The sequence below is a fragment of the Enterobacter cloacae complex sp. 372C4 genome (assembly GCF_050030615.1).
GTDB classification, from domain to species: domain Bacteria; phylum Pseudomonadota; class Gammaproteobacteria; order Enterobacterales; family Enterobacteriaceae; genus Enterobacter; species Enterobacter intestinihominis.
This window is the reverse complement of the sequence record NZ_JBLGUQ010000001.1, coordinates 494,145-519,044: the sequence shown is the minus strand read 5'-3', so window position 1 is coordinate 519,044 and position 24,900 is coordinate 494,145. Positions and strand designations below refer to the sequence as shown.

19 protein-coding genes and 3 tRNA genes are annotated in these 24,900 nt (G+C 53.2%); 11 read left to right on the top strand and 11 right to left on the bottom strand.

Annotation, left to right across the window (positions count from 1 at the left end):
* Positions 1-140: 140 nt before the first annotated feature.
* The 3 genes from ACQG11_RS02480 to ACQG11_RS02470 all read left to right on the top strand — a co-directional run bounded on the left by ACQG11_RS02480 (position 141) and on the right by ACQG11_RS02470 (position 2,733).
* Positions 141-216: transfer RNA gene (locus tag ACQG11_RS02480), tRNA-Ala, on the top strand.
* A 41-nt stretch (positions 217-257) separates the two neighbouring features.
* Positions 258-333 (top strand) — tRNA-Ala (locus tag ACQG11_RS02475).
* A gap of 210 nt (positions 334-543) precedes the next feature.
* Positions 544-2,733 carry an EAL domain-containing protein gene (locus ACQG11_RS02470; RefSeq protein WP_400168829.1) on the top strand — a complete coding sequence of 730 codons (2,190 nt, stop codon included), beginning with the start codon at positions 544-546 and terminating at the stop codon, positions 2,731-2,733.
* Positions 2,734-2,778: 45 nt separating this feature from the next.
* On the opposite strand, the gene nupC is transcribed toward ACQG11_RS02470, so the two are convergent.
* On the bottom strand, positions 2,779-3,966 hold the full coding sequence (nupC, locus tag ACQG11_RS02465) for a nucleoside permease NupC (protein ID WP_022648934.1): 1,188 nt from the start codon (positions 3,964-3,966) through the stop codon (positions 2,779-2,781).
* Between the two features lie 345 nt (positions 3,967-4,311).
* Between nupC and ACQG11_RS02460 the strand changes: the two genes are divergently transcribed.
* Positions 4,312-5,550, top strand: coding sequence for an Nramp family divalent metal transporter (locus ACQG11_RS02460; protein WP_023300656.1), 1,239 nt, complete (start codon positions 4,312-4,314; stop codon positions 5,548-5,550).
* A gap of 33 nt (positions 5,551-5,583) precedes the next feature.
* Here ACQG11_RS02460 and ypeC read toward each other — a convergent pair whose 3' ends face one another.
* On the bottom strand, positions 5,584-5,931 hold the full coding sequence (ypeC, locus tag ACQG11_RS02455) for a DUF2502 domain-containing protein YpeC (RefSeq protein WP_022648932.1): 348 nt from the start codon (positions 5,929-5,931) through the stop codon (positions 5,584-5,586).
* A gap of 126 nt (positions 5,932-6,057) precedes the next feature.
* The gene (gene mgrA, locus ACQG11_RS02450) at positions 6,058-7,056 is read right to left on the bottom strand and encodes an L-glyceraldehyde 3-phosphate reductase (RefSeq protein ID WP_426728147.1); all 999 of its coding nucleotides are present in this window, start codon (positions 7,054-7,056) and stop codon (positions 6,058-6,060) included.
* A gap of 186 nt (positions 7,057-7,242) precedes the next feature.
* Between mgrA and ipdC the strand changes: the two genes are divergently transcribed.
* Entirely contained in the window at positions 7,243-8,901 is a 1,659-nt protein-coding gene (gene ipdC, locus ACQG11_RS02445; protein WP_426728146.1) for an indolepyruvate decarboxylase, read from the top strand.
* Here the strand turns inward: ipdC and ACQG11_RS02440 are convergent, their stop codons facing one another.
* The gene (locus ACQG11_RS02440) at positions 8,902-10,137 is read right to left on the bottom strand and encodes an ion channel protein (protein WP_038416469.1); all 1,236 of its coding nucleotides are present in this window, start codon (positions 10,135-10,137) and stop codon (positions 8,902-8,904) included.
* Between the two features lie 205 nt (positions 10,138-10,342).
* Here ACQG11_RS02440 and glk point away from each other — a divergent pair, with 205 nt between their 5' ends.
* Positions 10,343-11,308: a glucokinase gene (gene glk / locus ACQG11_RS02435; RefSeq protein ID WP_022648928.1), complete on the top strand. Its 966-nt coding sequence runs from the start codon at positions 10,343-10,345 to the stop codon at positions 11,306-11,308.
* A 35-nt stretch (positions 11,309-11,343) separates the two neighbouring features.
* Here glk and ACQG11_RS02430 read toward each other — a convergent pair whose 3' ends face one another.
* Together ACQG11_RS02430 and ACQG11_RS02425 are read right to left on the bottom strand one after the other, a co-directional pair.
* Entirely contained in the window at positions 11,344-12,075 is a 732-nt protein-coding gene (locus ACQG11_RS02430) for a LytR/AlgR family response regulator transcription factor (protein WP_023306659.1), read from the bottom strand.
* Positions 12,076-12,088: 13 nt separating this feature from the next.
* Complete coding sequence (locus tag ACQG11_RS02425) at positions 12,089-13,786, bottom strand: sensor histidine kinase (protein ID WP_022648926.1); 1,698 nt, start codon at positions 13,784-13,786, stop codon at positions 12,089-12,091.
* 386 nt (positions 13,787-14,172) lie between these two features.
* Between ACQG11_RS02425 and alaC the strand changes: the two genes are divergently transcribed.
* Positions 14,173-15,408 (top strand): alanine transaminase, encoded by a 1,236-nt coding sequence (gene alaC, locus ACQG11_RS02420; RefSeq protein WP_023300650.1) that lies wholly within the window; start codon positions 14,173-14,175, stop codon positions 15,406-15,408.
* Positions 15,409-15,465: 57 nt separating this feature from the next.
* On the opposite strand, the gene ypdK is transcribed toward alaC, so the two are convergent.
* From ypdK to ACQG11_RS02400, 4 genes are all read right to left on the bottom strand, one after another.
* Entirely contained in the window at positions 15,466-15,537 is a 72-nt protein-coding gene (ypdK, locus tag ACQG11_RS02415; RefSeq protein WP_099458937.1) for a membrane protein YpdK, read from the bottom strand.
* A 359-nt stretch (positions 15,538-15,896) separates the two neighbouring features.
* On the bottom strand, positions 15,897-16,817 hold the full coding sequence (gene lpxP / locus ACQG11_RS02410; protein WP_168713920.1) for a kdo(2)-lipid IV(A) palmitoleoyltransferase: 921 nt from the start codon (positions 16,815-16,817) through the stop codon (positions 15,897-15,899).
* 248 nt (positions 16,818-17,065) lie between these two features.
* Positions 17,066-17,137: transfer RNA gene (locus ACQG11_RS02405), tRNA-Arg, on the bottom strand.
* A 75-nt stretch (positions 17,138-17,212) separates the two neighbouring features.
* A complete protein-coding gene (locus ACQG11_RS02400; protein ID WP_022648872.1) occupies positions 17,213-18,142 on the bottom strand; it encodes a formate/nitrite transporter family protein in 930 nt (309 codons plus the stop codon).
* Positions 18,143-18,456: 314 nt separating this feature from the next.
* Between ACQG11_RS02400 and mlaA the strand changes: the two genes are divergently transcribed.
* Positions 18,457-19,209: a phospholipid-binding lipoprotein MlaA gene (gene mlaA, locus ACQG11_RS02395; RefSeq protein WP_022648871.1), complete on the top strand. Its 753-nt coding sequence runs from the start codon at positions 18,457-18,459 to the stop codon at positions 19,207-19,209.
* 44 nt (positions 19,210-19,253) lie between these two features.
* Here the strand turns inward: mlaA and fadL are convergent, their stop codons facing one another.
* Positions 19,254-20,537, bottom strand: coding sequence for a long-chain fatty acid transporter FadL (gene fadL, locus ACQG11_RS02390; protein ID WP_022648870.1), 1,284 nt, complete (start codon positions 20,535-20,537; stop codon positions 19,254-19,256).
* Positions 20,538-20,909: 372 nt separating this feature from the next.
* Here fadL and ACQG11_RS02385 point away from each other — a divergent pair, with 372 nt between their 5' ends.
* The 3 genes from ACQG11_RS02385 to fadJ all read left to right on the top strand — a co-directional run bounded on the left by ACQG11_RS02385 (position 20,910) and on the right by fadJ (position 24,889).
* Positions 20,910-21,194: a YfcZ/YiiS family protein gene (locus tag ACQG11_RS02385; protein WP_426728145.1), complete on the top strand. Its 285-nt coding sequence runs from the start codon at positions 20,910-20,912 to the stop codon at positions 21,192-21,194.
* A 237-nt stretch (positions 21,195-21,431) separates the two neighbouring features.
* Positions 21,432-22,742: an acetyl-CoA C-acyltransferase FadI gene (gene fadI / locus ACQG11_RS02380; protein ID WP_303756288.1), complete on the top strand. Its 1,311-nt coding sequence runs from the start codon at positions 21,432-21,434 to the stop codon at positions 22,740-22,742.
* Positions 22,742-24,889 (top strand): fatty acid oxidation complex subunit alpha FadJ, encoded by a 2,148-nt coding sequence (gene fadJ / locus ACQG11_RS02375; RefSeq protein ID WP_426728144.1) that lies wholly within the window; start codon positions 22,742-22,744, stop codon positions 24,887-24,889. Before fadI ends, fadJ begins: the two co-directional genes overlap by 1 nt.
* Positions 24,890-24,900 lie beyond the last annotated feature (11 nt).

Sequence of the window (24,900 nt, the reverse complement as noted above, 5' to 3'; positions counted from 1 at the left end):
AACTCCTGGCTGCGAGCAGACTCGCAAAGTGATTCATTTGCATGATTTTTCGGCGGTTGAAAGGCTGAGGTTGAATTTGCCGTTGACACTGTACGGCGGAATTCATATTATGCCGCCCGTCAACATGACAGCTTTACGATGGGGCTATAGCTCAGCTGGGAGAGCGCCTGCATGGCATGCAGGAGGTCAGCGGTTCGATCCCGCTTAGCTCCACCAAACTCTGAACCCAACAGAGTACGGTAGGTAAAGTAACATGTGGGGCTATAGCTCAGCTGGGAGAGCGCTTGCATGGCATGCAAGAGGTCAGCGGTTCGATCCCGCTTAGCTCCACCAAAATTTAAACCCTCGTCGTCAGACGGGGGTTTTTTATATCTTGTAAAATATTTAGACTGTTTTTGTTGCAATTAACGTCATTTTCTATACCTCACCTCAATCCAAATCAATAAATAAGTCCATAAATAGACCTAAACTTGATTCGTCCAATTAATAAACCTATTATCGATCCGGTCAATAAGACGATGGTTAAATAGATTACCCGGATTAATGAATAGAAAAATTTACAATAATGTAAAAATATTTATGATTGCCCTGGCGCTAAGCCTGATTGCGATCCCCTTTTCCCGTTATATCTCTCCGCGCGCTATCGTTAACGAAAATGATGTTTATTTAGCGTGGCTGCCCTTAAGCGCCATGCTCGCCATCGTGTTGTTATTTGGACGACGGGCAATCATTCCTTTGTTGCTAAGTTTTAGTGTTACTAATGCTTATTGCTTTGATTTAGCCCCGCTACAATCTATCGTTTTATTATGTTGTCAGACGTTTTCCGTCTTCGCCGCCTGTGGCGTTATCCGTTTGATGCTGGGCAAGCGCTGGCGCCACAGCATGCCGAATAAGTACATTGGTATACGTATTTTATGGCTCGGATTTATGGTGCCTGTGGGCATCAAATTATCGATGTATCTGGCGGGGTATTTATTTGATTTCCCGGTAACAATCTCCTCCTATTTCGGCGAAGGCTCTGCAATTTATAACGTTATCGATATTCAGAGTCTGATTTGCGCCGCCCTGATTTTCACCATGATGTTCTATTATCCATTAAGAATGATTATTAATCCTCGCTATGCCCGAACATTCTGGCGGCGAAGCGTGAAGCCCCTCTTTTGCAACAAAAAAGCGTTATTTATCGTTGTGTGGCTGATGCTGTTGGTCTCAATGATCGCTATTTTATGCGCGCCTTTTGAGTCGCAGTTTATTGCGGGTTATTTGATGCCGACCGTTTTCATTCTTTTTACCCTGGGTATTGGTCGTTTGAGCTATGCGCTCATCTCTTTATTCTGGGCAGCCTCAGCGCTCATGTTGTTGACCTATAATTATAATTTTCTCAATGGCGTTGAATCGGGCCACTCGCTCTCCTTTATTCTGTCGGTACTCATCTCTTTCGCTATCTGCCTGCTTTACATGTCGCAGATCTATCAGAAAAGTGAATGGCTGAAACAGGGGTGGCAGGATAGGGCGCTTACCGATCCGCTCACCGGTCTGCCTAACATTCGTGCGCTGGAAGTTTTTCTACAGCATCATCCTGAGGCCAAAGTCTGCTGCTTGCGTCTGGATAATCTGGAATTCCTGAGCCGTCACTACGGCATCCTCATGCGCGTGCACTGTAAAAAGATGATCACCGCGTCGCTGCAGCCGTTATTGCAAAAAGACGAGAAGCTCTTCCAGTTACCAGGCAGTGAACTGATGTTGGTCTTGCTGGGACCGGGCACGGCTGAACGTCTGCAATTTATGGTTGACCATCTGAACAGCCGTAAAATTATCTGGAACAAGACTGAGCTCGACATTGAGTTTGGTGCCTCCTGGGGGGAAGTGCCAAATGGAGAAAGCGTGCATCACACGCTGGGTCAGTTGAGCTGGCTGTCCGAGCAGTCCTGTTCCGGGCATAACGTCCTTGCGTTAACCAACAGTCTGGATGATGTTTCTGGTCATACGACTGACAGGGTGCTAATGCTGGCCCGTATAAAACGCGCCCTTGATATCGGTGGTCTCCATCTTTACGCGCAGCCAATTCACAACGCGCGCGGAGAAGGGTACTTTGAAATCCTTTCGCGTCTTGAAAGTGATGGTGAGATCATCACCCCTGACCGCTTTATTCCGCTGATTGCTCAGTTCAACCTGAGCCACCGATTCGACCTGAACGTGGTGGAAAAATTGCTGATGTGGATGCGCAGTCATCCATCCGGACGGGCCGGAACGCGGTTCTCCGTTAATCTGATGCCGCTGACGCTGATGCAGAACGAGATTGCAACTGAGATCATCGCGCTTTTTGAACGCTACGCCGTTGCACCGCAAGATATCGTCATTGAGATCACCGAGGAACAGGCTTTCTCTGACTCGGGAAGCAGCATCAACAATATCCAGCAGCTGCGGGATTATGGCTTCCGCATTGCTATCGATGACTTTGGTACCGGCTATGCCAACTTTGAGCGCCTGAAGCGACTGGAGGCCGATATCATTAAGATCGATGGCTGCTTCGTGAAAGATATCTGCACCGACAGCATGGATGCGATGATCGTGCAGTCCATTTGCAACATGGCAAAAACGAAATCGCTTTGTGTGGTGGCTGAATATGTGGAATCGGCTGAACAACGCGAGATGTTGCTGCGATACGGCGTTGATTATTTGCAGGGCTATTTGATTGGTAAACCACTGCCCCTGACGGCGCTGGAGACATAAAAAAACCGGGAGCGATGGCTCCCGGTTTTCATTGAGCGGTATGGATTACAGCACCAATGCTGCGATAGAGGCAGACAGGACGCTCACCAGCGTTGAACCGTAAACCAGCTTCAGGCCAAAGCGAGAAACGACGTTACCTTGCTCTTCGTTCAGGCCTTTAATCGCACCAGCGATAATACCGATGGAAGAGAAGTTCGCGAAGGAGACCAGGAAGACGGACAGGATCCCTTCCGCACGCGGGGAGAGCGTGCTGGCAATCTTCTGAAGATCCATCATCGCCACGAATTCATTGGATACCAGTTTCGTTGCCATGATACTGCCCACCTGCAACGCTTCGTGAGCGGGCACACCCATTACCCAGGCGACCGGGTAGAAGATATAGCCCAGAATACCCTGGAACGAAATACCAAGTACGGCCGCAAACAGGGCGTTCAGCGCAGCGATCAGTGCGATAAAGCCAATCAGCATCGCGGCAACGATAATCGCAACCTTGAAACCCGCCAGAATGTATTCACCCAGCATTTCGAAGAAGCTCTGTCCCTCGTGCAGGTTTGACATCTGAATGTTCTCTTCGCTGGCATCCACGCGGTACGGGTTAATCAGCGAAAGAACAATAAAGGTGCTGAACATATTCAGAACCAGCGCTGCAACCACGTATTTAGGTTCCAGCATAGTCATATACGCGCCCACGATAGACATGGAAACGGTAGACATTGCTGTCGCCGCCATGGTGTACATGCGGTTACGGGACATCTTGCCGAGGATATCTTTATACGCAATGAAGTTCTCAGACTGACCCAGGATCAGCGAGCTGACTGCGTTAAAGGATTCCAGCTTGCCCATGCCATTAACTTTCGATAACAGGAAGCCGATTGCACGGATAACTACCGGCAGAACACGAATGTGCTGGAGGATCCCGATCAGGGCAGAGATGAAGACGATAGGGCAGAGCACTTTCAGGAAGAAGAAGGCCAAACCCTGATCGTTCATGTTGCCAAAGACAAAGTTAGTCCCGTCGTTGGCAAATCCGAGCAGTTTTTCGAACATTTCGGAGAAGCCTTTCACGAAGCCGAGGCCTACGTTGGAGTTCAGGAAGAACCACGCAAGTAAAACTTCAATGACCAGCAGCTGGACAACATAGCGAATACGAATATTTTTGCGGTCAGTGCTGACCAGCAATGCGAGTGCAGTAACGACAACGAGTGCCAGGACAAAATGAAGGACGCGGTCCATATTTGCTCCAAATATGAGGCAGGTTTAATTTCCGTGCACATTCTATGTAACAAGCACAAAGAAAACGAGATCAAGCCCACACTATAGTTACATCCTGTGACGAGTCTCAAAAATAGTGATCAACAATACATTTTTGTTATGTTAGGTAAATGAGTGAAAAATTAAGTTTGTGTGCTACGCTTCACAAATGTCTGCGCATTTTCACATTCTGTGACCTTGCTCCACCTGCCTGTCCATTGTCCCTGGCTATCAGAGTAATCATGTTAACCATTACAAATGAACTTGATAATCATTCTCATTTTGATAGCATAAAACATAGCACAGGCTATATTTCCAGAGGCAGAAATGACGAATAGTCGCGTAGAGAGTAGCAGCGGCAGGGCGGCACGCAAGCTGCGGTTCGCATTAATGGGACCTGCATTCATTGCCGCGATTGGCTACATCGATCCGGGTAATTTTGCGACCAATATTCAGGCCGGGGCCAGTTTCGGCTATAAGCTGCTGTGGGTTGTGGTGTGGGCCAACCTGATGGCGATGCTGATTCAGATGCTTTCCGCGAAGCTGGGTATTGCCACCGGGAAAAACCTGGCGGAGCAAATCCGCGATCACTATCCGCGTCCGGCGGTATGGTTTTACTGGGTCCAGGCGGAAATTATCGCCATGGCCACCGATCTCGCCGAGTTTATCGGGGCGGCGATCGGCTTTAAGCTTATTCTGGGCGTCTCCCTGCTACAGGGCGCCGTGCTGACCGGTATCGCCACGTTCCTTATTTTGATGCTCCAGAGGCGGGGACAAAAACCGCTGGAGAAAGTCATCGGCGGCCTGCTGCTGTTCGTCGCTGCCGCCTATATTGTTGAGCTGATTTTCTCCCAGCCGAATCTGGTGCAGTTGACGAAAGGGATGGTGATCCCGTCGTTACCCACCTCTGAAGCCGTATTTCTGGCCGCCGGGGTGCTGGGGGCGACCATTATGCCGCACGTAATTTATCTGCACTCTTCTTTAACCCAAAATCTGCACGGCGGGACGAGTAAAGAGCGCTACTCCGCCTCGAAATGGGATGTGGCAATTGCGATGACCATTGCCGGATTTGTGAATCTGGCGATGATGGCGACTGCCGCCGCCGCGTTTCACTTTAACGGGCATACCGGGGTTGCCGATCTCGACCAGGCGTACCTGACGCTGGAGCCGTTGCTGAGCCATGCCGCTGCCACTATTTTTGGTTTAAGCCTGGTTGCTGCGGGACTTTCCTCTACGGTTGTGGGGACACTGGCCGGGCAGGTGGTGATGCAGGGGTTCGTACGTTTCCATATTCCACTGTGGGTTCGCCGTTCGGTAACGATGCTGCCTTCCTTTATTGTAATTCTGATGGGGCTGGATCCGACCCGCATTCTGGTGATGAGTCAGGTGCTGCTGAGTTTCGGTATTGCGCTGGCGCTGGTGCCGCTACTGATATTCACCAGCAACAAATCGCTGATGGGCGATCTGGTGAATTCGACGTGGGTGAAACGCGCCGGGTGGGCCATTGTGGTCGTGGTGGTGGCGTTAAACATGTGGTTGCTGATAGGCACAGCAGCAGGCCTGTAAAAGAAAAAGGAGCCGTGAGGCTCCTTTTAGCTGTTAATGGTGATGGCCGTGACCATGGCCTCTGCCTTTTCCGTGACCCCTGCCGCCGCGGCGGTCGTCACGATCGTTCCAGCCTTCGCGGTAGCCGCGCTCGTAGGCCTTACGCTTATCCCAGCCACGGTGATAGCCGTTATCGTGTTTCCACCAGCGGTTTTTACGCCACTCATAATGTCGGTGCCAGTAGTCACGGTCGCGCCAGTAGCCACCGTCCCAGTATCTGCCGTAGTCATCACGATCGCCAATTTGTAATTTAATCGATGGCAACAGGGTGATTTCGCCCGCATTGGCGACCAGCGGGGCCGAAGCCAGTAGTACCGCTGCAAGAATCAGTGACCTGAACATACTCTTCTCCTTCACGATCGGGGCCGCTGTGCGACCTGTTAACGCAATTTTACGAGTTGGTAAACATTCGTTTCATCGCCTCAACTCCTAAATCATGAACGAGAGCACTTTTTGCTAAAAGTGTTTTTAATTTGAACTGGACAGGATCGCTTCTATCGTCTTCAGCTCTTCTGCGGAGAAATGACGATTTTCAAGCATGCCTGCAGCATCATCAATTTGTCCGGTTTTGCTTGCGCCGATGAGCACGGATGTCACCGCATCGTGGCGCAGGATCCAGGCCAGTGCCATTTGCGAAAGCTTTTGCCCCCGTTTTTCCGCCAGCGTATTCAGCTTGCGTACCTTTTCCAGCTTTTTGTCGGTGACCTGTTCCGGATTAAGGAACTTACTGCCGCTTGCTGCGCGAGAATCTGCCGGGATGCCGTTCAGATAGCGATCGGTCAACTGTCCGCCCGCCAGGGGAGAGAAGGGGATACATCCCACCCCATTTTGCTGCAACACGTCCAGCAACCCCTCTTCAGGCGCACGTTCAAACATGGAGTACTTCGGCTGGTGGATTAGACAGGACGTGCCCAGATCCTCCAGTATTTCAATCGCCTGCCGCGCCAGTTCCGCCGGGTAGTTGGACAGGCCGATGTACAGTGCTTTGCCCTGGCGCACCACATGGTCAAGCGCTTTCATCGTTTCACGCAGCGGCGTTTGTGGATCGGGGCGGTGATGATAGAAGATATCAACGTACTCCAGCCCCATACGCCTGAGGCTCTGGTCCAGGCTGGAAATCAGATATTTACGCGAGCCCCAGTCGCCGTAAGGCCCGTCCCACATGGTGTAGCCCGCTTTGGTGGAGATGATTAGCTCATCGCGCCAGGGCAGGAAATCCTCCTGCAGGATGCGCCCGAAGTTGCGTTCGGCTGAACCAGGAGGTGGGCCGTAATTATTGGCAAGGTCAAAATGTGTAATACCCAAATCGAAGGCGCGCTGTAAAAGTTGACGGCTGTTTTCGAGCAGCGTCGCGTCGCCAAAATTATGCCAAAGCCCCAGCGAGATGGCGGGAAACTTGAGGCCGCTTTGTCCACAGCGGCGATATTGCATTGTCTGGTAACGATTTTTGTCAGGTTGATAACCCATGAGCGAGACCTCTGGCGCTGGAAAGAAAAATCAGTGTATGCGTTTACACTAACCTGAAGAAAATGAGCATAGCTCAGCTTTTTTCGTAAAGCATTCTTTCCAGCTCCTGATTGTCGGCAATTCTGGACACCCTTCACGCTTATTTAATACTCAGAGTGAGGTCAACGTCAGAAGGACACCTATAATATGCGTACCCCCTATTGCGTCGCCGATTACCTGCTGGACCGACTAACAGATTGCGGTGCCGATCATCTGTTTGGCGTGCCGGGCGACTATAACCTGCAGTTTCTCGACCATGTGATAGACAGCCCGGACATCTGCTGGGTGGGCTGTGCCAACGAGCTGAACGCGTCTTACGCCGCAGACGGCTATGCCCGCTGTAAGGGATTTGCTGCACTCCTGACGACTTTCGGCGTTGGGGAGTTAAGCGCCATGAACGGTGTGGCGGGCAGCTTTGCCGAACATGTCCCCGTGCTCCATATTGTGGGGGCTCCGGGTATGGCGGCGCAGCAGCGAGGAGAGTTACTGCACCACACCTTAGGCGACGGCGAGTTCCGCCATTTCTACCACATGAGCGAACCCATCACCGTTGCACAGGCGGTGCTTACCGAACAAAACGCCTGCTATGAAATTGACAGAGTCCTGACCACCATGCTGCGGGAGCGCCGTCCGGGCTACCTGATGCTGCCCGCCGATGTGGCGAAAAAAGCCGCTACGCCCCCTGTAAGCGCTCTCACTCTTAACTCCGCACCGGCCGATTCAGCCTGCATGCAAGCGTTCCGTGAGGCTGCCGAAAAGCATTTGTCAACGAGCAAACGCACCGCGCTGTTAGCGGACTTCCTGGTGCTGCGCCACGGTTTGCGCGCGGCCCTTCAGACGTGGGTGAAAGAGGTGCCGATGGCACACGCCACCATGCTGATGGGCAAGGGCATTTTTGACGAACGACAGAGCGGTTTTTATGGCACCTACAGCGGATCGGCGAGCGCCGCAGCGGTCAAAGAGGCAATCGAGGGGGCTGATACGGTGCTGTGCATTGGCACGCGCTTTACCGATACGCTCACAGCCGGGTTTACCCACCAGCTGACGCCAGATCAGACGATAGAGGTTCAGCCCCACGCGTCCCGCGTCGGCGACGTCTGGTTTACGGGTATCCCGATGAGGGAGGCCATTGAAACGCTGACAGCGCTGTGTAAAACGCATGTGCGTGATACGCGAGCGCCATCGGATCACAGCAGCTCTTCTTTCCCCACTATCGAAGGGGCGCTGACTCAGGAGAGCTTCTGGCGTACCCTGCAAACGTTTATTCGCCCCGGAGACATTATTCTGGCTGACCAGGGGACGTCTGCTTTCGGCGCTATCGATCTGCGTTTACCGGCAGACGTGAACTTTATCGTCCAGCCGCTTTGGGGATCGATCGGCTACACGCTCGCGGCGGCGTTTGGCGCGCAAACAGCGTGTCCGAACCGACGCGTGATTGTCCTGACGGGTGACGGTGCCGCGCAGTTGACCATTCAGGAGCTGGGCTCGATGCTGCGCGACAAGCAGCACCCGATTATTCTGGTGCTTAACAATGAGGGATACACGGTTGAGAGAGCCATCCACGGGCCGGAGCAGCGCTATAACGATATTGCCCTCTGGAACTGGACGCAGATCCCGCAGGCGCTGAGCCTGGCGCCAGAGGCAGAATGCTGGCGCGTCAGCGAAGCGGAAACACTGGCGGAGGTGCTGGATAAAGTAGCACACCACGAGCGACTATCGCTGATCGAGGTGATGCTGCCGAAAGCCGATATTCCGCCGCTGCTGAGCGCGCTGACCAAAGCGCTGGAGGCGCGCAATAACGCCTGATTACCTGTCGTTTCGCCATGCCATCAACATCGGTTTGCCCGCCAGCAGGAGCCAGGCGGGCAACATCACGATACAAAGGAGCGGCAGAAGCGTGGTATCCGGCACCACAACGGCCGCCATAAACAGACTCAGCCATGCATCGCGCGTTACCACCAGTACCAGCCCCAGAATGGAGCAGGAGACGGTAATCGCCGCAGGGACAGCGTCGACGTGCTCATGCAGCATCAGCCCCAGCGCGACGCCAACAAATACCGCCGGGAAGATCCGACCTCCCCGGAAACCACAGGCTGCAGCGATCACCAGCGCCGCCAGTTTTACCAGCGCGAACAGCAGATAATCGGAGACGCTAAAGACCTGGCTGAAGGCCAGTTGCTGCATCTCGTCCAGACCCTTAAACAGCGTAACCGTCCCGCCGATAGCGCCTAAAACGCCCAGAATAAAACCGCCCATACCCAGAATCAGCACCGGATGCTTCAGCCTGTGCATCAGACGATGCAGGCGCGGAAGACACCACACTGCGATCATTCCCAGCGCAATGGCTATCGCGACGACGACGGCACCGCTGACAATATCGGTGAGTTGCATCTGGCCATAGTGGGGGATGGGGAGTGAAAAATGGGGATGGAAAAACAGGCTGGTTGTGAGGGCCCCTGCTGCTGCGGCCATCAGTGGCGCAAAGAGTTTATCCCACAGCGGCACATCATTGTCGCTGCTGAGCGTTTGCGAAAAGATGAGCGCAGCCGCTATTGGGGTACCAAACAGTGCCCCGATGGTACCGGCGGAAGCCAGAATCGTCCAGTCCAGCGCGCCAACGCGCGGGAAAAGACGCGCTCCCAGAAAGACCGCCAGCGCGATATTAACCGCCATAATGGGATGTTCAGGCCCGAGGCTTACGCCGCCCGCAAGACCGATAATCAGCGCGATAACAAGCCCCGGCAGAGCAGAGGGAGATACTGGCGCACCAATCAAGGGTTCCAGTGCCGGGTCCGGCCCGGCATGGCCCGGGCTATAGCGGATCACCAGACCTACGGCAATTCCGGTCAGGGTCAGCATCATCATGATCCACCCTGGCGAGTCAGTGCTGATGCCAAGTTTAACCGGCAGCGCGGTCCATAAAATCGTTTGCAGCACTGCCGCTACTTTCATGACGACGATGAGCACAAGGCTCGACGCTACGCCAATAATTAGCGCCGGGACAGCCAATAACAGCATGGTTCTGGCTCGCGGATGGAGCATGATGATTTCCTTGTACAAAACGGCTTAACGTTACTTTGCACAATCAGCATTGTGGCAATAGTGCAAAAGGTGCTGAAACGGTAAAGTTATTATGTGACGAAGATCGATAATCCATGGGCAGTCACCTTCTGGTCGTTGTTGTTATCACGCCTTGAATTTACAGTGTCCCAAAGATTTATTCTGACTTTAGCGGAGCAGTAGAAGAATGACAAAGTATGCTTTGGTAGGTGATGTAGGCGGCACCAACGCGCGCCTTGCCCTGTGCGATGTAAACAGCGGTGAAATTTCTCAGGCGAAAACCTATTCAGGGCTGGATTACCCAAGCCTGGAAGCGGTAGTTCGCGTCTATCTTGAAGAGCATAAAGTGAGCGTTGAAGACGGTTGTATCGCCATCGCCTGTCCGATCACCGGCGACTGGGTGGCGATGACCAACCACACGTGGGCCTTTTCAATTGCCGAAATGCGGAAAAACCTCGGCTTCTCGCACCTTGAAATTATCAACGATTTCACTGCGGTTTCCATGGCTATCCCAATGCTTAAACCTGAGCATCTGATTCAGTTCGGCGGTACGGCCCCGGTTGAAGGCAAACCCATTGCTGTTTACGGCGCCGGAACCGGTCTGGGGGTGGCGCACCTGGTCCACGTCGACAAACGCTGGGTGAGCCTGCCGGGTGAGGGCGGTCACGTGGATTTTGCGCCGAACAGCGAAGAAGAGGGCATTATTCTTGAGGAGCTACGCGCCGAGATTGGTCACGTGTCGGCCGAGCGCGTGCTTTCTGGCCCGGGTCTGGTGAACCTGTATCGGGCGATTGTAAAATCAGACGGACGTCTGCCGGAAAATCTGCAGCCTAAAGATGTGACCGAACGCGCGCTGGCCGACAGCTGTATTGACTGCCGTCGTGCTTTGTCGTTGTTCTGCGTCATTATGGGGCGTTTCGGCGGCAACCTGGCCCTGAATCTCGGCACCTTTGGCGGTGTCTATATTGCGGGCGGGATCGTGCCGCGCTTCCTCGATTTCTTTACCGCCTCCGGTTTCCGTGGTGGCTTTGAAGACAAAGGCCGCTTCAAAAGTTACGTGCAGGACATTCCGGTTTACCTGATTGTCCACGACAATCCGGGCTTGCTTGGCTCCGGGGCGCATCTGCGTCAGGTACTTGGCCAGATCCTCTGACATCCGTCTCCCTCTCCTGCGGGAGAGGGAACGCGCTACAGGTGCATGAGCTGGCGGAACGCTTTCACTCTGCTGCGGCTTACCGGCACCTGAAAATCCAGATCCTTCAGACGCAAAATATAGGTGTTATTAAACCAGGGTTCGATCTCGCGGATCTTGTTCAGGTTGACGCAGAACGAGCGGTGGCAGCGGAAGAAGTGCGCTGCCGGGAGTTTGTTGCAAAATTCGGTGATGTTCATCGCCATTACGTAGGCCTCACGCCGCGTATAGACAAACGTCATTTTTTCGTGCGCTTCAGCATAGTAAATATCGTCGACAGGCGTGACGATGATCCGTTCGTCCTTCACCAGATTAATGGTGTCGTTTTCCCGCGCTACCGGATTGGCACTGGCGGGCAGCGACTGCTGCTGCCATGCGGCTTCCAGCTTATGCAGCATGCTGATAATACGCGACTCCTGATACGGCTTGAGAATATAGTCAAACGCCTCCAGCTCGAAGGCTTCCACGGCATGCTCTTTCCACGCGGTGACAAACACAATAAACGGCTTGTGGGCGAACTGATTGATATTTTGCGCCAGCAGAACGCCGTCCAGAGACGGAATATTAATATCGAGAAAAATCGCGTCGACCCGGTTATGCTGCAAAAATTTCAGCACGTCCAGGCCATCCTCAAAACAGCCAACAATCTCCATCTGGCTGTGGGTTTTGATAAGCCAGCTCAACTCCTGCTGAGCCAGAATTTCATCTTCTACGATGATGACTTTCATCTGTTACTCCGGCCTACGGCAACAAGGATATGGGGGCATTAACGGGCGTTCGTTCGTTCGGAACATAAAAAGCAATCTCGGTGCCCGGCTCAAGGCGGTGAATGTGCAGCCCGTCACCGTACAGCAGCTTGACCCGGTGGTGCACGTTCAGCAGCCCGATTTTATTTCCCGGCATTTCGTTTGATTCGACGCGCTCGATAACTTTCGGATCGATGCCGTGTCCGGTATCGCGCACGGCGATTCGCACGCGGTTACCGCTTTCCGTCACGCTAATCGTGACCACGCCTTTTCCTTTACACGGCTGAATGCCGTGAACAATAGCGTTTTCCACCAGCGGCTGGATCAGCAGGCTTGGAATCACGCAGTTGACCTCTTCATCAATATCGTAAATGACCGTCAGCTTATCGCCAAAGCGTGCCTGCTCAATCGCGATGTAATCCTTGATTTGATACAGCTCTTTTTTGATGTCGATCTGCTCGTCGTCTTTTAACTCAATGTTGTAGCGCAGATAGCGCGACAGATTAAAAATCAGCTGCCGCGCGGTATCCGGATTAAGACGAATGGAAGAGGAGATAGCATTCAGCGCGTTAAACAGGAAATGGGGATTGATCTTGCTTTGCAGGGCACGCAGCTCTGCCTTATTTGCCATCTCGCGCAACTGCTCCGCACGCGAAACTTCGAGTTGGGTGGAGATGATCTGCGACAGGCCAATCGCCATCTCCTGGAGCGAGGAGGTGATTTGGTGCGCATGGCAGTAGTAAATTTTCAGCGTCCCCGTGACCACGCCTTTTTCCCACAGCGGGATCACCAGCATTGAGTGGATCTCTGGCGTCCGGTGGGCTTCATCATTGTTTTTAATGATGATTTTTCCGTAGTTAATCGCCTGTCTGGTGGTCGGGCTGATGGTATCGTCGCTGTCGCGATAATTGTGCTCACCGACGCCAACATAGGCCAGCACGTGGTCAATATTGGTGATGGCGACCGCATCGGCGTGAATATCCCGGCGGATGATATCGCAAACCTGACGTAAAGATTCGGTGTTAACGTGTCGGAAAAGCGGCAGCGTTTTGTTGGCAATATCCAGTGCCAGCTTCGCCTGACGCGCGGCGCTGGCCTCTTTTTCGCCTTCCACGCTTTGCACCAGCAGCACGATAAAGCCTATACAGACGCTCCCGAGGATCATCGGAATACCGATCTTCGAGACGATATCCAGCCCCAGCGCAGTGGTCGGTGCCCAGACGACGACCAGGATCATGGTCAGCGTTTCGCAGACCATCCCCGCGATAATCCCCGCACGCCAGTGCTGTTTTTTCGGGATTTTGCGGTTAATCCAGCCGGAGAGTACCCCGGCAATAATGCTGGTGATAAAGCAGGGGACTGCCGTCACGCCGCCAATATCAATCAGGTATCGATGGGTGCCGGCGATAATGCCTGTGATAATCCCGACCCAGGGACCAAAGAGGATCCCGCCAGACATGACGGCGATGATGCGCACGTTCACCAGCGAGCCTTCTACCGGCACGCCGGACCAGGTGCTGAACAGGGCAAACATCGAAAAGATAAACGTAACGGCCAGCAGCTCTTTTGGCGAGTGGGCAGATTTATGCAACAGTTCGCGAAACAAGCGGATGCGGATAAGGAAAAAGAGACAGATCAGCATTAATGCCGCGCGGTCGAACACCGCCAGGAGCATATTGAAGATTTCGTGCACGGTCAGGCCTGGGAAAACGGGAAAAATCTATGATAGAAAACATAGGGCCAGATGACCAGCTATCCATCAGATTTATCAAATGGGGAAAAACCATAATTCTCAAAGGGGATTGCTGGCTTTTGACTGAAAGTCGCTGCTTTTTCGTTTGGGGAGAAGCGTCAGGTAACGATACTGAAAATATCGTGTTAAATCGCAGCGCTTAAAACTGCCTGTTCACGATAAGAGTTCCGCTTTTCACTGCAATCGCATTCCCGTTTTAGCGCAATATATTGTTTTGCCGTTATCCCCTCGACAGCGTCTTTTTCTTCAGGTTATTTTCTAAGCATGCCACACGGGTGGCAGCGTCGCTCGGACGGTCCGGGCGCTAACGTGACTCTGAGGAATCTATGGCTGAATTCAGTCCTGAACGCCGTTTTACGCGTATCGATCGTCTCCCCCCTTATGTTTTCAATATCACTGCTGAACTGAAAATGGCTGCGCGTCGGCGCGGTGAAGACATTATCGATTTCAGTATGGGTAACCCTGACGGCCCAACGCCGCCGCATATCGTTGAGAAACTCTGCACAGTTGCCCAGCGTCCCGATACCCATGGGTATTCAACCTCACGCGGCATTCCACGCTTGCGTCGGGCGATCTCCCGCTGGTATCAGGATCGTTATCAGGTGGATATCGATCCTGAAAGCGAAGCGATTGTGACCATTGGCTCCAAAGAGGGGCTGGCCCACCTGATGCTGGCGACGCTCGATCACGGCGATACCGTCCTGGTGCCGAATCCGAGCTACCCAATTCATATTTATGGGGCGGTGATTGCTGGCGCGCAGGTGCGTTCTGTTCCACTGGTGGAAGGCGTCGACTTCTTCAACGAGCTGGAACGGGCGATTCGTGAAAGCTATCCGAAGCCGAAAATGATGATCCTCGGTTTCCCGTCCAACCCAACGGCACAATGCGTCGAACTCGAATTCTTTGAGAAAGTGGTCGCGCTGGCTAAGCGTTACGACGTGCTGGTAGTACACGATCTCGCCTATGCTGATATCGTTTATGATGGCTGGAAAGCGCCGTCAATTATGCAGGTACCGGGTGCCCGTGATGTGGCGGTTGAGTTTTTCACCCTGTCGAAAAGCTACAACATGGCGGGCTGGCGAATTGGATTTATGGTGGGAAACAAAACGCTGGTGAGCGCCCTGGCGCGTATTAAAAGTTACCATGACTATGGTACGTTTACGCCATTGCAGGTCGCGGCCATCGCGGCGCTGGAAGGGGATCAGCAGTGCGTGCTTGATATTGCCGCCCAGTACAAGCGCCGCCGTGATGTGCTGGTAAAAGGGCTTCACGAAGCGGGCTGGATGGTTGAAATGCCTAAAGCTTCCATGTACGTCTGGGCGAAAATCCCCGAGCCGTATGCGGCGATGGGATCTCTGGAATTTGCCAAAAAACTGCTTCAGGACGCGAAGGTTTGCGTTTCTCCAGGCATTGGCTTTGGTGACTACGGTGACACGCATGTGCGTTTCGCGCTGATCGAAAACAGCGACCGTATCCGTCAGGCTGTGCGGGGGATTAAAAGCATGTTCCGCGCGGATGGCCTGCTCGCAGTGAAGAGCGTCGTGGAACAACCCGAGTCGTAACGGACACCAAAAAAACAGGCGCCAACGGCGCCTGTTTTTTTGACTGCATTTTCTTAACTAGATCATCAGAGCAAACGTTCCGGCCCAAACTAAAACAATAACCGAAATGCCCATAAAGAAATATTTCACGTTTCATCGCTCCGCGTATCTTCCGGTACGCATTAAAAAAACAGAGTCCAACTGAGTATAGAGAGTTGAAATCATGCGAAAGGGGAAATCGGAATTATCCCGTTACGTCGCTAACTTCAGCTCTGAATTCTGTGCTTTCCTGTCGCCAGACGGCGCTAATGTACGCCTAAATTTCAGGAGTGACAAGAGGCATTTTTTTAAATAATTTCCGATACTTACGAGTGTCGTGGAACGGCGACAGTTTGATTTCGGTACGCAATAAATGCCTGTTGAGCGACGGTCGAAAAAAGCCGTTACGCACTGCGATTACAGGTGCTTGAAAAGGTTAGTTTCTTAGCGAAACTAACCTTCGAAAGGGGTTAGATATAAAGTGAGGCTTCGCCCAGAGGGCGGGTTTTAAAGCGGCGGTGCATCCACAGATACTGCTCAGGTGCTCGCATAATCTCAAACTCAATCACCTTATTGATAAAGGTCGCGGCTTCACTCTCATCCTCAGGATAGTTCGCCATCTCCGGTGAGATATGCAGACGATAGCCTGACTTATCCGCTTTTCTGACCATGGTCACCGTTAACATCGAGGCGCCAGAGAGACGTGAAATCACAAAGGTACCGTTCGTCGTAGCGACATCTTTAACCGCAAAGAAAGGGGCAAAGCTGCTGCCTTTAGGGCCGTAATCCTGGTCCGGGGCAAACCAGACGGCTTCACCTTTTTTCAGGGCGCCAACCATACCGCGCAGATTGTTACGGCTGATCATCGCCTTATTTGAACGCATGCGGCCCCGCGTTTGTACCCATTCCATCAGTGCGCTGTTATGCGGGCGATAGGTTGCCATCATCGGCTGACAAAGACCCATAACGCGGCCGCCCAGCTCAAGCGACATAAAATGCACACCCACAACCATCACGCCGCGTTTTTGCATCTGGGCATGTTTGAGGTTATCCAGACCTTCAACGTCAAACCATTTACGGACACGCTCGTCTGGCCAGAACCAGGCCATACCGGTTTCAAGCAACGCCATACCGATAGATTTAAAGTTTTCAGCGATCAGCGTTTCACGCTGCTGCGCGTTGTAATGCGGAAAGCAAAGTTCAAGATTTTTTCGGGCAATGGACTCGCGACGCTTAAGAAAGTGACGCGATGCGCTGCCGAGCTTCGAACCCAGGAAGCGAATCACGGGATAAGGAAGCTGGACCAGCAGCCAAAGTACGCCAAGGCCGAACCATGTAAACCAGTAGCGCGGGTGCAGAAACGCCCGCTGAAATTTGGATTGAGACAAAATAGTGGAACCTTTGTAAAGCCTGTGAAGGTAGCGCAGACTTCGCGATACCACGTGCCATTGAGACCGTAGGACGAGGTCATGGTTGAAGGCTTTACCGTTCTTTACGACGTTGCCTGGCCATTGCTGACTTGGGTGGGCGGCTTAATGTAGCACCGTTATACATTATGAGCTATTACTCGTTTTTGCTTAAAAAAGCGGCAATTGCAAAGCGGATTGATAAATCAGGGATTATAGGGGGAAATTAAAAGTGTCCCCTGCAGGAATCGAACCTGCAACTAGCCCTTAGGAGGGGCTCGTTATATCCATTTAACTAAGGGGACGAAGCGGCAAGAGTATAGCGTTATTTACACTTCTCGTTAAGCGCATTGCCGCCTGACTGGTCAAAGAGTCACCGTTCACGCCGATTTTTCGGCAGTTTTATCCTTTTTTTCCTGAGCCTTAAGTTCGGCCTTACGCTTGTTGGACATGTCGTTACGGATTTGCGCATGGCTCAGCAGTGCAAAGATAAAGGTTCCGCCACAAATGTTGCCTGCGAGAGTAGGCAGGGCGAACGGCCAGAAAAAGTCGCTCCAGTGGAGTGTGCCGTTAAATACCAGATAAAGGATTTCAACGGTCCCGACAACAATGTGCGTGGTATCGGCGAGTGCGATAAGCCAGGTCATCAGGATAATCACCACGATTTTCGCGCTGCCCGCTGACGGGAACATCCAGACCATAGTGGCGATGATCCAGCCGGAGATAATGGCATTAGAGAACATTTCAACCGGCGTATTTTTCATTACGTCCATGCCAATCTTCACGAATGCGTCGCGGGTCGGTTCATCAAAAATTGGCATATACTCGAAGGCCCAGGCTGCAACGCCCGTACCGATCAGGTTCCCCAGCAGCACGACGCTCCAGAGGCGCATCAGTAAACCAAAATTACCAAGGGTCGGATTTTGCATGACGGGCAGTACGGCAGTGACGGTGTTCTCCGTGAAAAGCTGCTGTCGCGCCATAATGACGATAATAAAGCCGAACGTGTAGCCTAAATTCTCCAGCAAAAAACCGCCCGGCACGCCTTCCAGCTGAACGTGAAATATACCTTTAGCGAGCAGAGAGGCACCCATCGACAGACCGGCTGCGATGGCCGACCACAGCAGGGCCATTGCGTCACGCTCCATCTCCTTTTCGCCATCCTGGCGAATATGCTCATGAATGGCCATGGCACGCGACGGCAGGCGATCCTCATCGACTTCTATCTCTTCTCCCCGGTCTTTCTCCTCACTTTCAATCTCATGTTCCTCATTGTTCTCGCCAATTTTTTCTTCGTTAATATCTTTCATAACTGCTCCTTCGGGGTAATCGCTCATTTAAGCGTAGCGGCTTTTGGCGCCTTGCCCGTGGGGAAGCTCTTAAATTGCTGAAAATGGCAATAAAGGTGAGACATCTCTTTCAAAGCCAATATAAAATTGCCAGCGAAACGAATTCTTAAAGACAGGCTATGCTGAAATTAGCGTGATGACGCGAGCGGGTCGTCATTGTCCTCGTAGACATCGGTAAGCGTGCTGTTACAATCACTTGCACGTTTCAGGCGGAGCCTCACAGGCTCCGTCACAGATGGCATTCAACGATAGCCATATTGAACAGGGAGAAATATATGAAGCTTCGGCTGTCGGCGCTTGCGCTGGGCGTAACGATGCTTGTGGGCTGCGCCAGCTCTGGCGAGCAAACGGGACGCTCCGATCCTCTCGAAGGATTTAACCGTTCAATGTACAACTTTAACTATAATGTGCTGGATCCATATCTGGTTCGTCCGGTTGCCGTGGCATGGCGTGACTACGTTCCGCAGCCAGCGCGTAACGGGCTGAGCAACTTTACCAGTAACCTGGAAGAGCCAGCGGTGATGGTGAACTACTTCCTCCAGGGCGACCCGTATCAGGGGATGGTGCATTTCACCCGTTTCTTCCTGAACTCTCTGCTGGGTATGGGCGGCTTAATAGATGTCGCAGGCATGGCGAACCCGAAATTACAGCGTGAACAGCCGCATCGTTTCGGCAGTACACTGGGGCATTATGGCGTAGGTTATGGGCCGTATGTGCACCTGCCATTCTACGGCAGCTTTACCGTGCGTGATGATGGCGGCGATATGGTGGATACGCTGTATCCGGTGCTGTCATGGCTCACCTGGCCGCTGTCGATTGGTAAATGGACCGTGGAAGGGATTGAAACGCGTGCGCAACTGCTGGACTCTGACGGTCTGCTGCGTCAGTCTTCCGATCCGTACATCATGGTCCGCGAGGCCTATTTCCAGAACCATGACTTTATTGCCAACGGCGGTAAGCTGAAGCCGGAAGATAATCCGAACGCGAAAGCCATCGAGAACGAATTAAAAGATATCGATTCGGAATAAATAAAAAAGGTGAGCGATGCTCACCTTTTTTAATCGTGTTGGGATTAGAACGCGTAGTTGAAGTTGGTACCAAACAGCCAGGCTTTACCTTCAGAGGTAAACTCGTAAGGGCCTTCCTGGAAGGTCACTTTCTGTCCATGCATGTACGACACGCCCGCGTCGATAGAGGCATTCTCGTTGAACGCGTAGGTTGCCCCCGCACTTACCCAGAAACGGTCCTGATCCGGAATGGAGATAGAACGCTTATCTGCCGGTACCGGGCTGTCATCAAATGCCACGCCGGTACGGAACGTCCAGTTGTCATCCATATAATAGGTCGTACCAAGTGCGATACGGTAAGCATCGTGGAAGCTTTCGTCTTTATAGAACAGCGTCTGGCCGTTGCTGCCGGTGGCTTTCAGCTCCTGGAACTGGCTCCAGCTGGTATACGCGAGGCTATAGTGAATAGCCCACTGCGGCGCAACGCGGTTATAACCTGACACTTCCCACATTTCTGGCAGATGCAGTGACAGTGAACCCGGTACGGTTTGATTCGAGGTACCCCATGGAATGGTGGTGCCTGCACCCGGCACCATACCGTTGACTGGGCTCAGGATGCCGCTTTTGTAATCGCCATCGAAGTCAATCTTCACTTCTGAGCGGTAGGTCAGACCCCAGCGGTTGTTTTTATCCAGTTCATACAGGATACCGGCGTTCCAGCCGTAACCCCACTCGTCACCTTTCAGGCTGGCAATTTTATTGCTGTTTTTCGGCAGCGCAGCAGTTTGCTCCCCGGAATAACGCTCGATTTTTGCATCAGCGTAGACAGCATCAAAGCCCAGACCAAAGCTCCAGTTATCGTTCAGACGATATGCGCCGCTCAGGTTAAGGTTCAGGGTCGTCAGGTCGGTTTTACCGCCGTATTCCCCGGCCGGGTAGTTGTTATTGAACTCCGTTGCCAGGCCATAGTTAGAGGTGACAGAGGCACCCCAACCAAACTGTTCATTGATTGGCGCAACAAAGTGCAGGTTAGGCACCCACGCCGTTGGTGCAATGTTATCCGCCTTCAGATCTGCGCCGGTATACTGAGATTTGCCAGAAATGTTGACATCAGGATCGATGTAAACCGCACCGGCAGAGAAGGTAGGGCGATCAAACATCATGATAAGCGCCGGGTTACGGCTTGCGTTGCCTGCGTCATCGGCAATCGCACCTTCCCCGGAATACGCACGGCCAAGGCCAGAGGAAGAAAATTCGTTTAACTGGAAGCCCGCTGACCAGGCGGACGTTGAGACGATTGCCACTGCAACTGCTAAAGCAGTTTGTTTGAACAGGGTTTTCTGGCTCATGACCATAACCTCATTGAGTTATTTTTATTCAATAATTGTTACATACCGTAACAGGAGCGCGAAGTGTAGGGTCTGAGGTATGACATACAAATCAGACCAGTGGCGAGAGTATAGGTCTGACCAGCTGGGATGTTGCAAGTTTGTTTATTAATATTTTCAAACATGTTTCATGAAACGAGATCTGGTTGGCAAAATTGTGACCAGTACGATTCATCCGAAAAGGTGAATTTTGTTTTAGATCATTTTTTAGTGTGATATTGCTCACTTATCCGGTTTTGCGCCATTAACGGCTGGAGGGGGCTCGTCCGGGGGCGTAAAATAGTCGCATCGTGTTTATCTCGCGCGCTGCGCGAATACAGAGGAAATTGAGCTATGAGTAAATGCAGTGCTGATGAAACCCCGGTTTGCTGCTGTATGGATGTTGGCACCATTATGGACAACACCGATTGCACCGCCTCTTACAGCCGCGTATTCCCTAACTGCGCTGAAGCGGAAGAGACGCTGGCCGCGCTGAGCAAGCGTGCGCGTGAAGTCGAATCCGATCCATGTGAAATCAAATCTACCTTCACGGAAGTGGAAGGCGGCGTACAGCTGGATATCGACTTTGTGTTCGCCTGCGAGGCAGAAACGCTGATCTTCCAGCTGGGCCTGCGTTAATTCCTGCGGTCTGGTGCCCTCACCCCAACCCTCTCCCACGGGAGAGGGCGCAAACACTAAAAACGGTAACCTACGGGTTACCGTTTTGCTTTTACCCTGGGCATTTTCTTTTTCTTCTCTGTGCCTTAGCTCGCAATTTTTCGCTTCCCCGATTGGCTCAATGTAAAAAAATAGTTAAGACTATTATCAGGTCAGACCACTTAATGTGCGCGCAAAATTTTTTTACAGGGGAGTGTTATGAGTCAGGCATTACCGCTTATCACCCGACACGGTGACCGCATCGCCATTGTCAGCGGGTTACGTACGCCGTTTGCACGTCAGGCAACCGCGTTTCACGGTATACCGGCTGTCGATCTGGGAAAAATGGTGGTGGGGGAGATGCTGGCTCGCAGCGAGATCCCGCCAGAGGTTATTGAGCAACTGGTTTTCGGCCAGGTGGTACAGATGCCGGAAGCACCCAATATCGCGCGTGAAATCGTGCTGGGTACCGGCATGAATGTTCATACCGACGCCTACAGCGTCAGCCGCGCCTGCGCTACCAGTTTCCAGGCGGTGGCGAACGTGGCGGAAAGCCTGATGGCGGGGACCATTCGCGCGGGGATCGCCGGCGGCGCGGATTCCTCCTCCGTGCTGCCCATCGGCGTCAGCAAACAGCTGGCCCGCATCCTCGTGGATGCCAACAAAGCTCGCACTACCGGTGCAAAGCTTAAACTCTTCTCGCGTTTACGCCTGCGCGACCTCATGCCCGTGCCACCTGCCGTTGCTGAATACTCCACCGGCCTGCGCATGGGCGATACAGCCGAGCAGATGGCAAAAACCTATGGTATTACCCGCGAACAGCAGGATGCGCTGGCGCATCGCTCGCATCAGCTGGCAGCGAAAGCCTGGTCGGAGGGCAAACTGACCAACGAAGTGATGACCGCCTATGTACCGCCTTACCGGGAACCGCTCGCGGAAGATAACAACATTCGCGGCACCTCAACCCTGGCAGATTACGCAAAACTGCGCCCGGCCTTTGACCGTAAACATGGCACCGTTACGGCGGCCAACAGTACGCCGCTGACGGACGGTGCCGCCGCCGTGATCCTGATGACGGAATCCCGGGCGAAAGAGCTGGGCATCACACCGCTGGGCTATTTGCGCAGCTACGCCTTTACCGCCATCGATGTCTGGCAGGACATGCTGCTCGGACCGGCCTGGTCCACGCCGCTGGCGCTGGAGCGCGCGGGGCTAACGCTCTCCGATCTCACGTTAATTGATATGCACGAAGCCTTTGCCGCACAAACGCTGGCAAACGTGCAGCTTATGGCGAGCGAACGTTTTGCCCGCGACGTGCTGGGCCGCGCACATGCCACAGGCGAAGTGGATCAAAGTAAATTCAATGTGCAGGGTGGCTCCATTGCTTACGGTCATCCGTTTGCAGCGACCGGGGCGAGAATGATTACCCAGACGTTGCACGAACTGCGTCGCCGTGGCGGCGGCTTTGGTCTCGTCACCGCCTGTGCGGCGGGCGGCCTGGGCGCAGCAATGGTTCTGGAGGCTGAATAATGGAAACGACATCTGCATTTAACCTTGTTGTTCGCCTTGATAACGTGGCCGTTATCACCATTGATGTGCCCGACGAAAAAATGAATACCCTGAAGGCGGAGTTCGGCGTTCAGGTGCGTGCGATGCTCAGACAGATCCGCGAAAACAAAGCGATACGTGGCCTGGTATTTATCTCGGCAAAGCCGGATAACTTTATTGCCGGGGCCGATATCAACATGATTGCCCGGGCGACAAGCGCTCAGGAAGCAGAAGATCTGGCGCGTCAGGGGCAGCAGGTGATGGCGGAGATCCATGCGCTGTCGATACCCGTTGTCGCTGCGATCCACGGGGCTTGCCTGGGCGGCGGGCTTGAGCTGGCGCTGGCCTGCCACAGTCGCATCTGTACCGACGATGCGAAAACCGTACTCGGACTGCCTGAAGTACAGCTTGGATTGCTGCCCGGTTCAGGTGGCACGCAGCGCTTGCCGCGGCTGGTGGGCGTCAGTACTGCGCTGGAGATGATTTTAACCGGTAAACAGCTGCGCGCCCGTCAGGCGTTAAAGGCGGGTCTGGTTGATGAGGTCGTTCCGCACGCAATCTTGCTTGAGGCTGCCGTTGAGCGGGCGCTGAAAGGTCGTCAGGCGAAACGCCCCCTGCCGGTGCGTGAGCGTATCCTCGCCGGGCCGCTGGGGCGCACGCTGCTGTTTAATATGGTGGGTAAAAAAACCGAGCAAAAAACCAGAGGGAATTATCCGGCAGCGACGCGCATTCTGAAGGTGATTGAAACCGGTTTATCCCAGGGCAGCAGCAGCGGTTATGCCGCGGAAGCTAAAGCGTTTGGCGAGCTGGCGATGACGCCGCAGTCGCAGGCGCTGCGCGGCATTTTCTTTGCCAGCACGGAGGTTAAAAAAGATCCGGGCAGTGAAGCTGAACCGGCTCCGCTGTGCGCCGTTGGGGTTTTGGGTGGTGGGCTGATGGGCGGCGGCATCGCGTTTGTCACCGCCAGCAAAGGCAAATTGCCCGTACGTATCAAAGATATCAATCCTCAGGGCATCAACCACGCGTTGCAGTACAGCTGGCAGAACCTTGATCGCAAAGTGAAACGCCGCCATATCAAGGCCAGCGATCGCGATAAAACCCTCGCGATGATCACTGGCGCCACCGACTACAGTGGGTTTGCACACCGCGATCTGGTGATTGAAGCCGTGTTCGAAGATCTGGCCCTTAAGCAGCAGATGGTAGCGGACGTTGAACAGCATTGCGCGCCGCACACCATTTTCGCGTCAAACACCTCGTCTTTGCCGATCGGCGACATCGCGGCGAAAGCCATGCGCCCGGAGCAGGTGATAGGGCTGCACTATTTCAGTCCTGTCGAAAAAATGCCGCTGGTGGAGGTTATCCCTCATGCCACAACCAGCCCGCAAACTATTGCCACCGTGGTGAAGCTGGCGAAAAAACAGGGCAAAACTCCTGTTGTGGTCGCGGACAAAGCCGGCTTCTACGTCAACCGCATTCTGGCGCCGTATATTAACGAAGCGATGCGGTTGCTGACGGAAGGGGAGAAAATTGAGCACGTCGATGACGCCCTGGTGAAGTTTGGTTTCCCCGTCGGCCCAATCCAACTTTTGGATGAGGTAGGAATTGATACGGGGACTAAAATTATCCCTGTGCTGGAAGCGGCTTATGGCGATCGTTTTGCGCCGCCTGCAAACTTTGTTTCTGCAATTTTGAAGGACGATCGCAAAGGCAGAAAAAATGAACGCGGTTTCTATCTTTACGCCGCGAAAGGGCGTAAAAGCAAGAAACAGGTCGACCCTTCGGTTTATGCGCTTATTCCTGTCACGGGTCAGGGAAAACTGTCGGCGGTTCAGTGTGCTGAGCGCTGCGTGATGATGATGCTCAATGAAGCGGCGCGCTGCTTTGGTGAGCAGGTGATCAAAAGCGCGCGCGACGGCGACATCGGTGCCGTGTTTGGTATCGGTTTTCCGCCATTCCTTGGCGGCCCGTTCCGGTATATGGATACCCTCGGGGCGGGTGAAGTGGTTGCGATCCTGCAACGTCTGGCCTCTCAATACGGTCCACGGTTTACACCTTGTGACGAATTATTGCAGATGGCGGAACGGGGTCAGACATTCTGGCCCGCAAGGGAAACTGATTGCGTAAACTGAAGTCAAAGAAG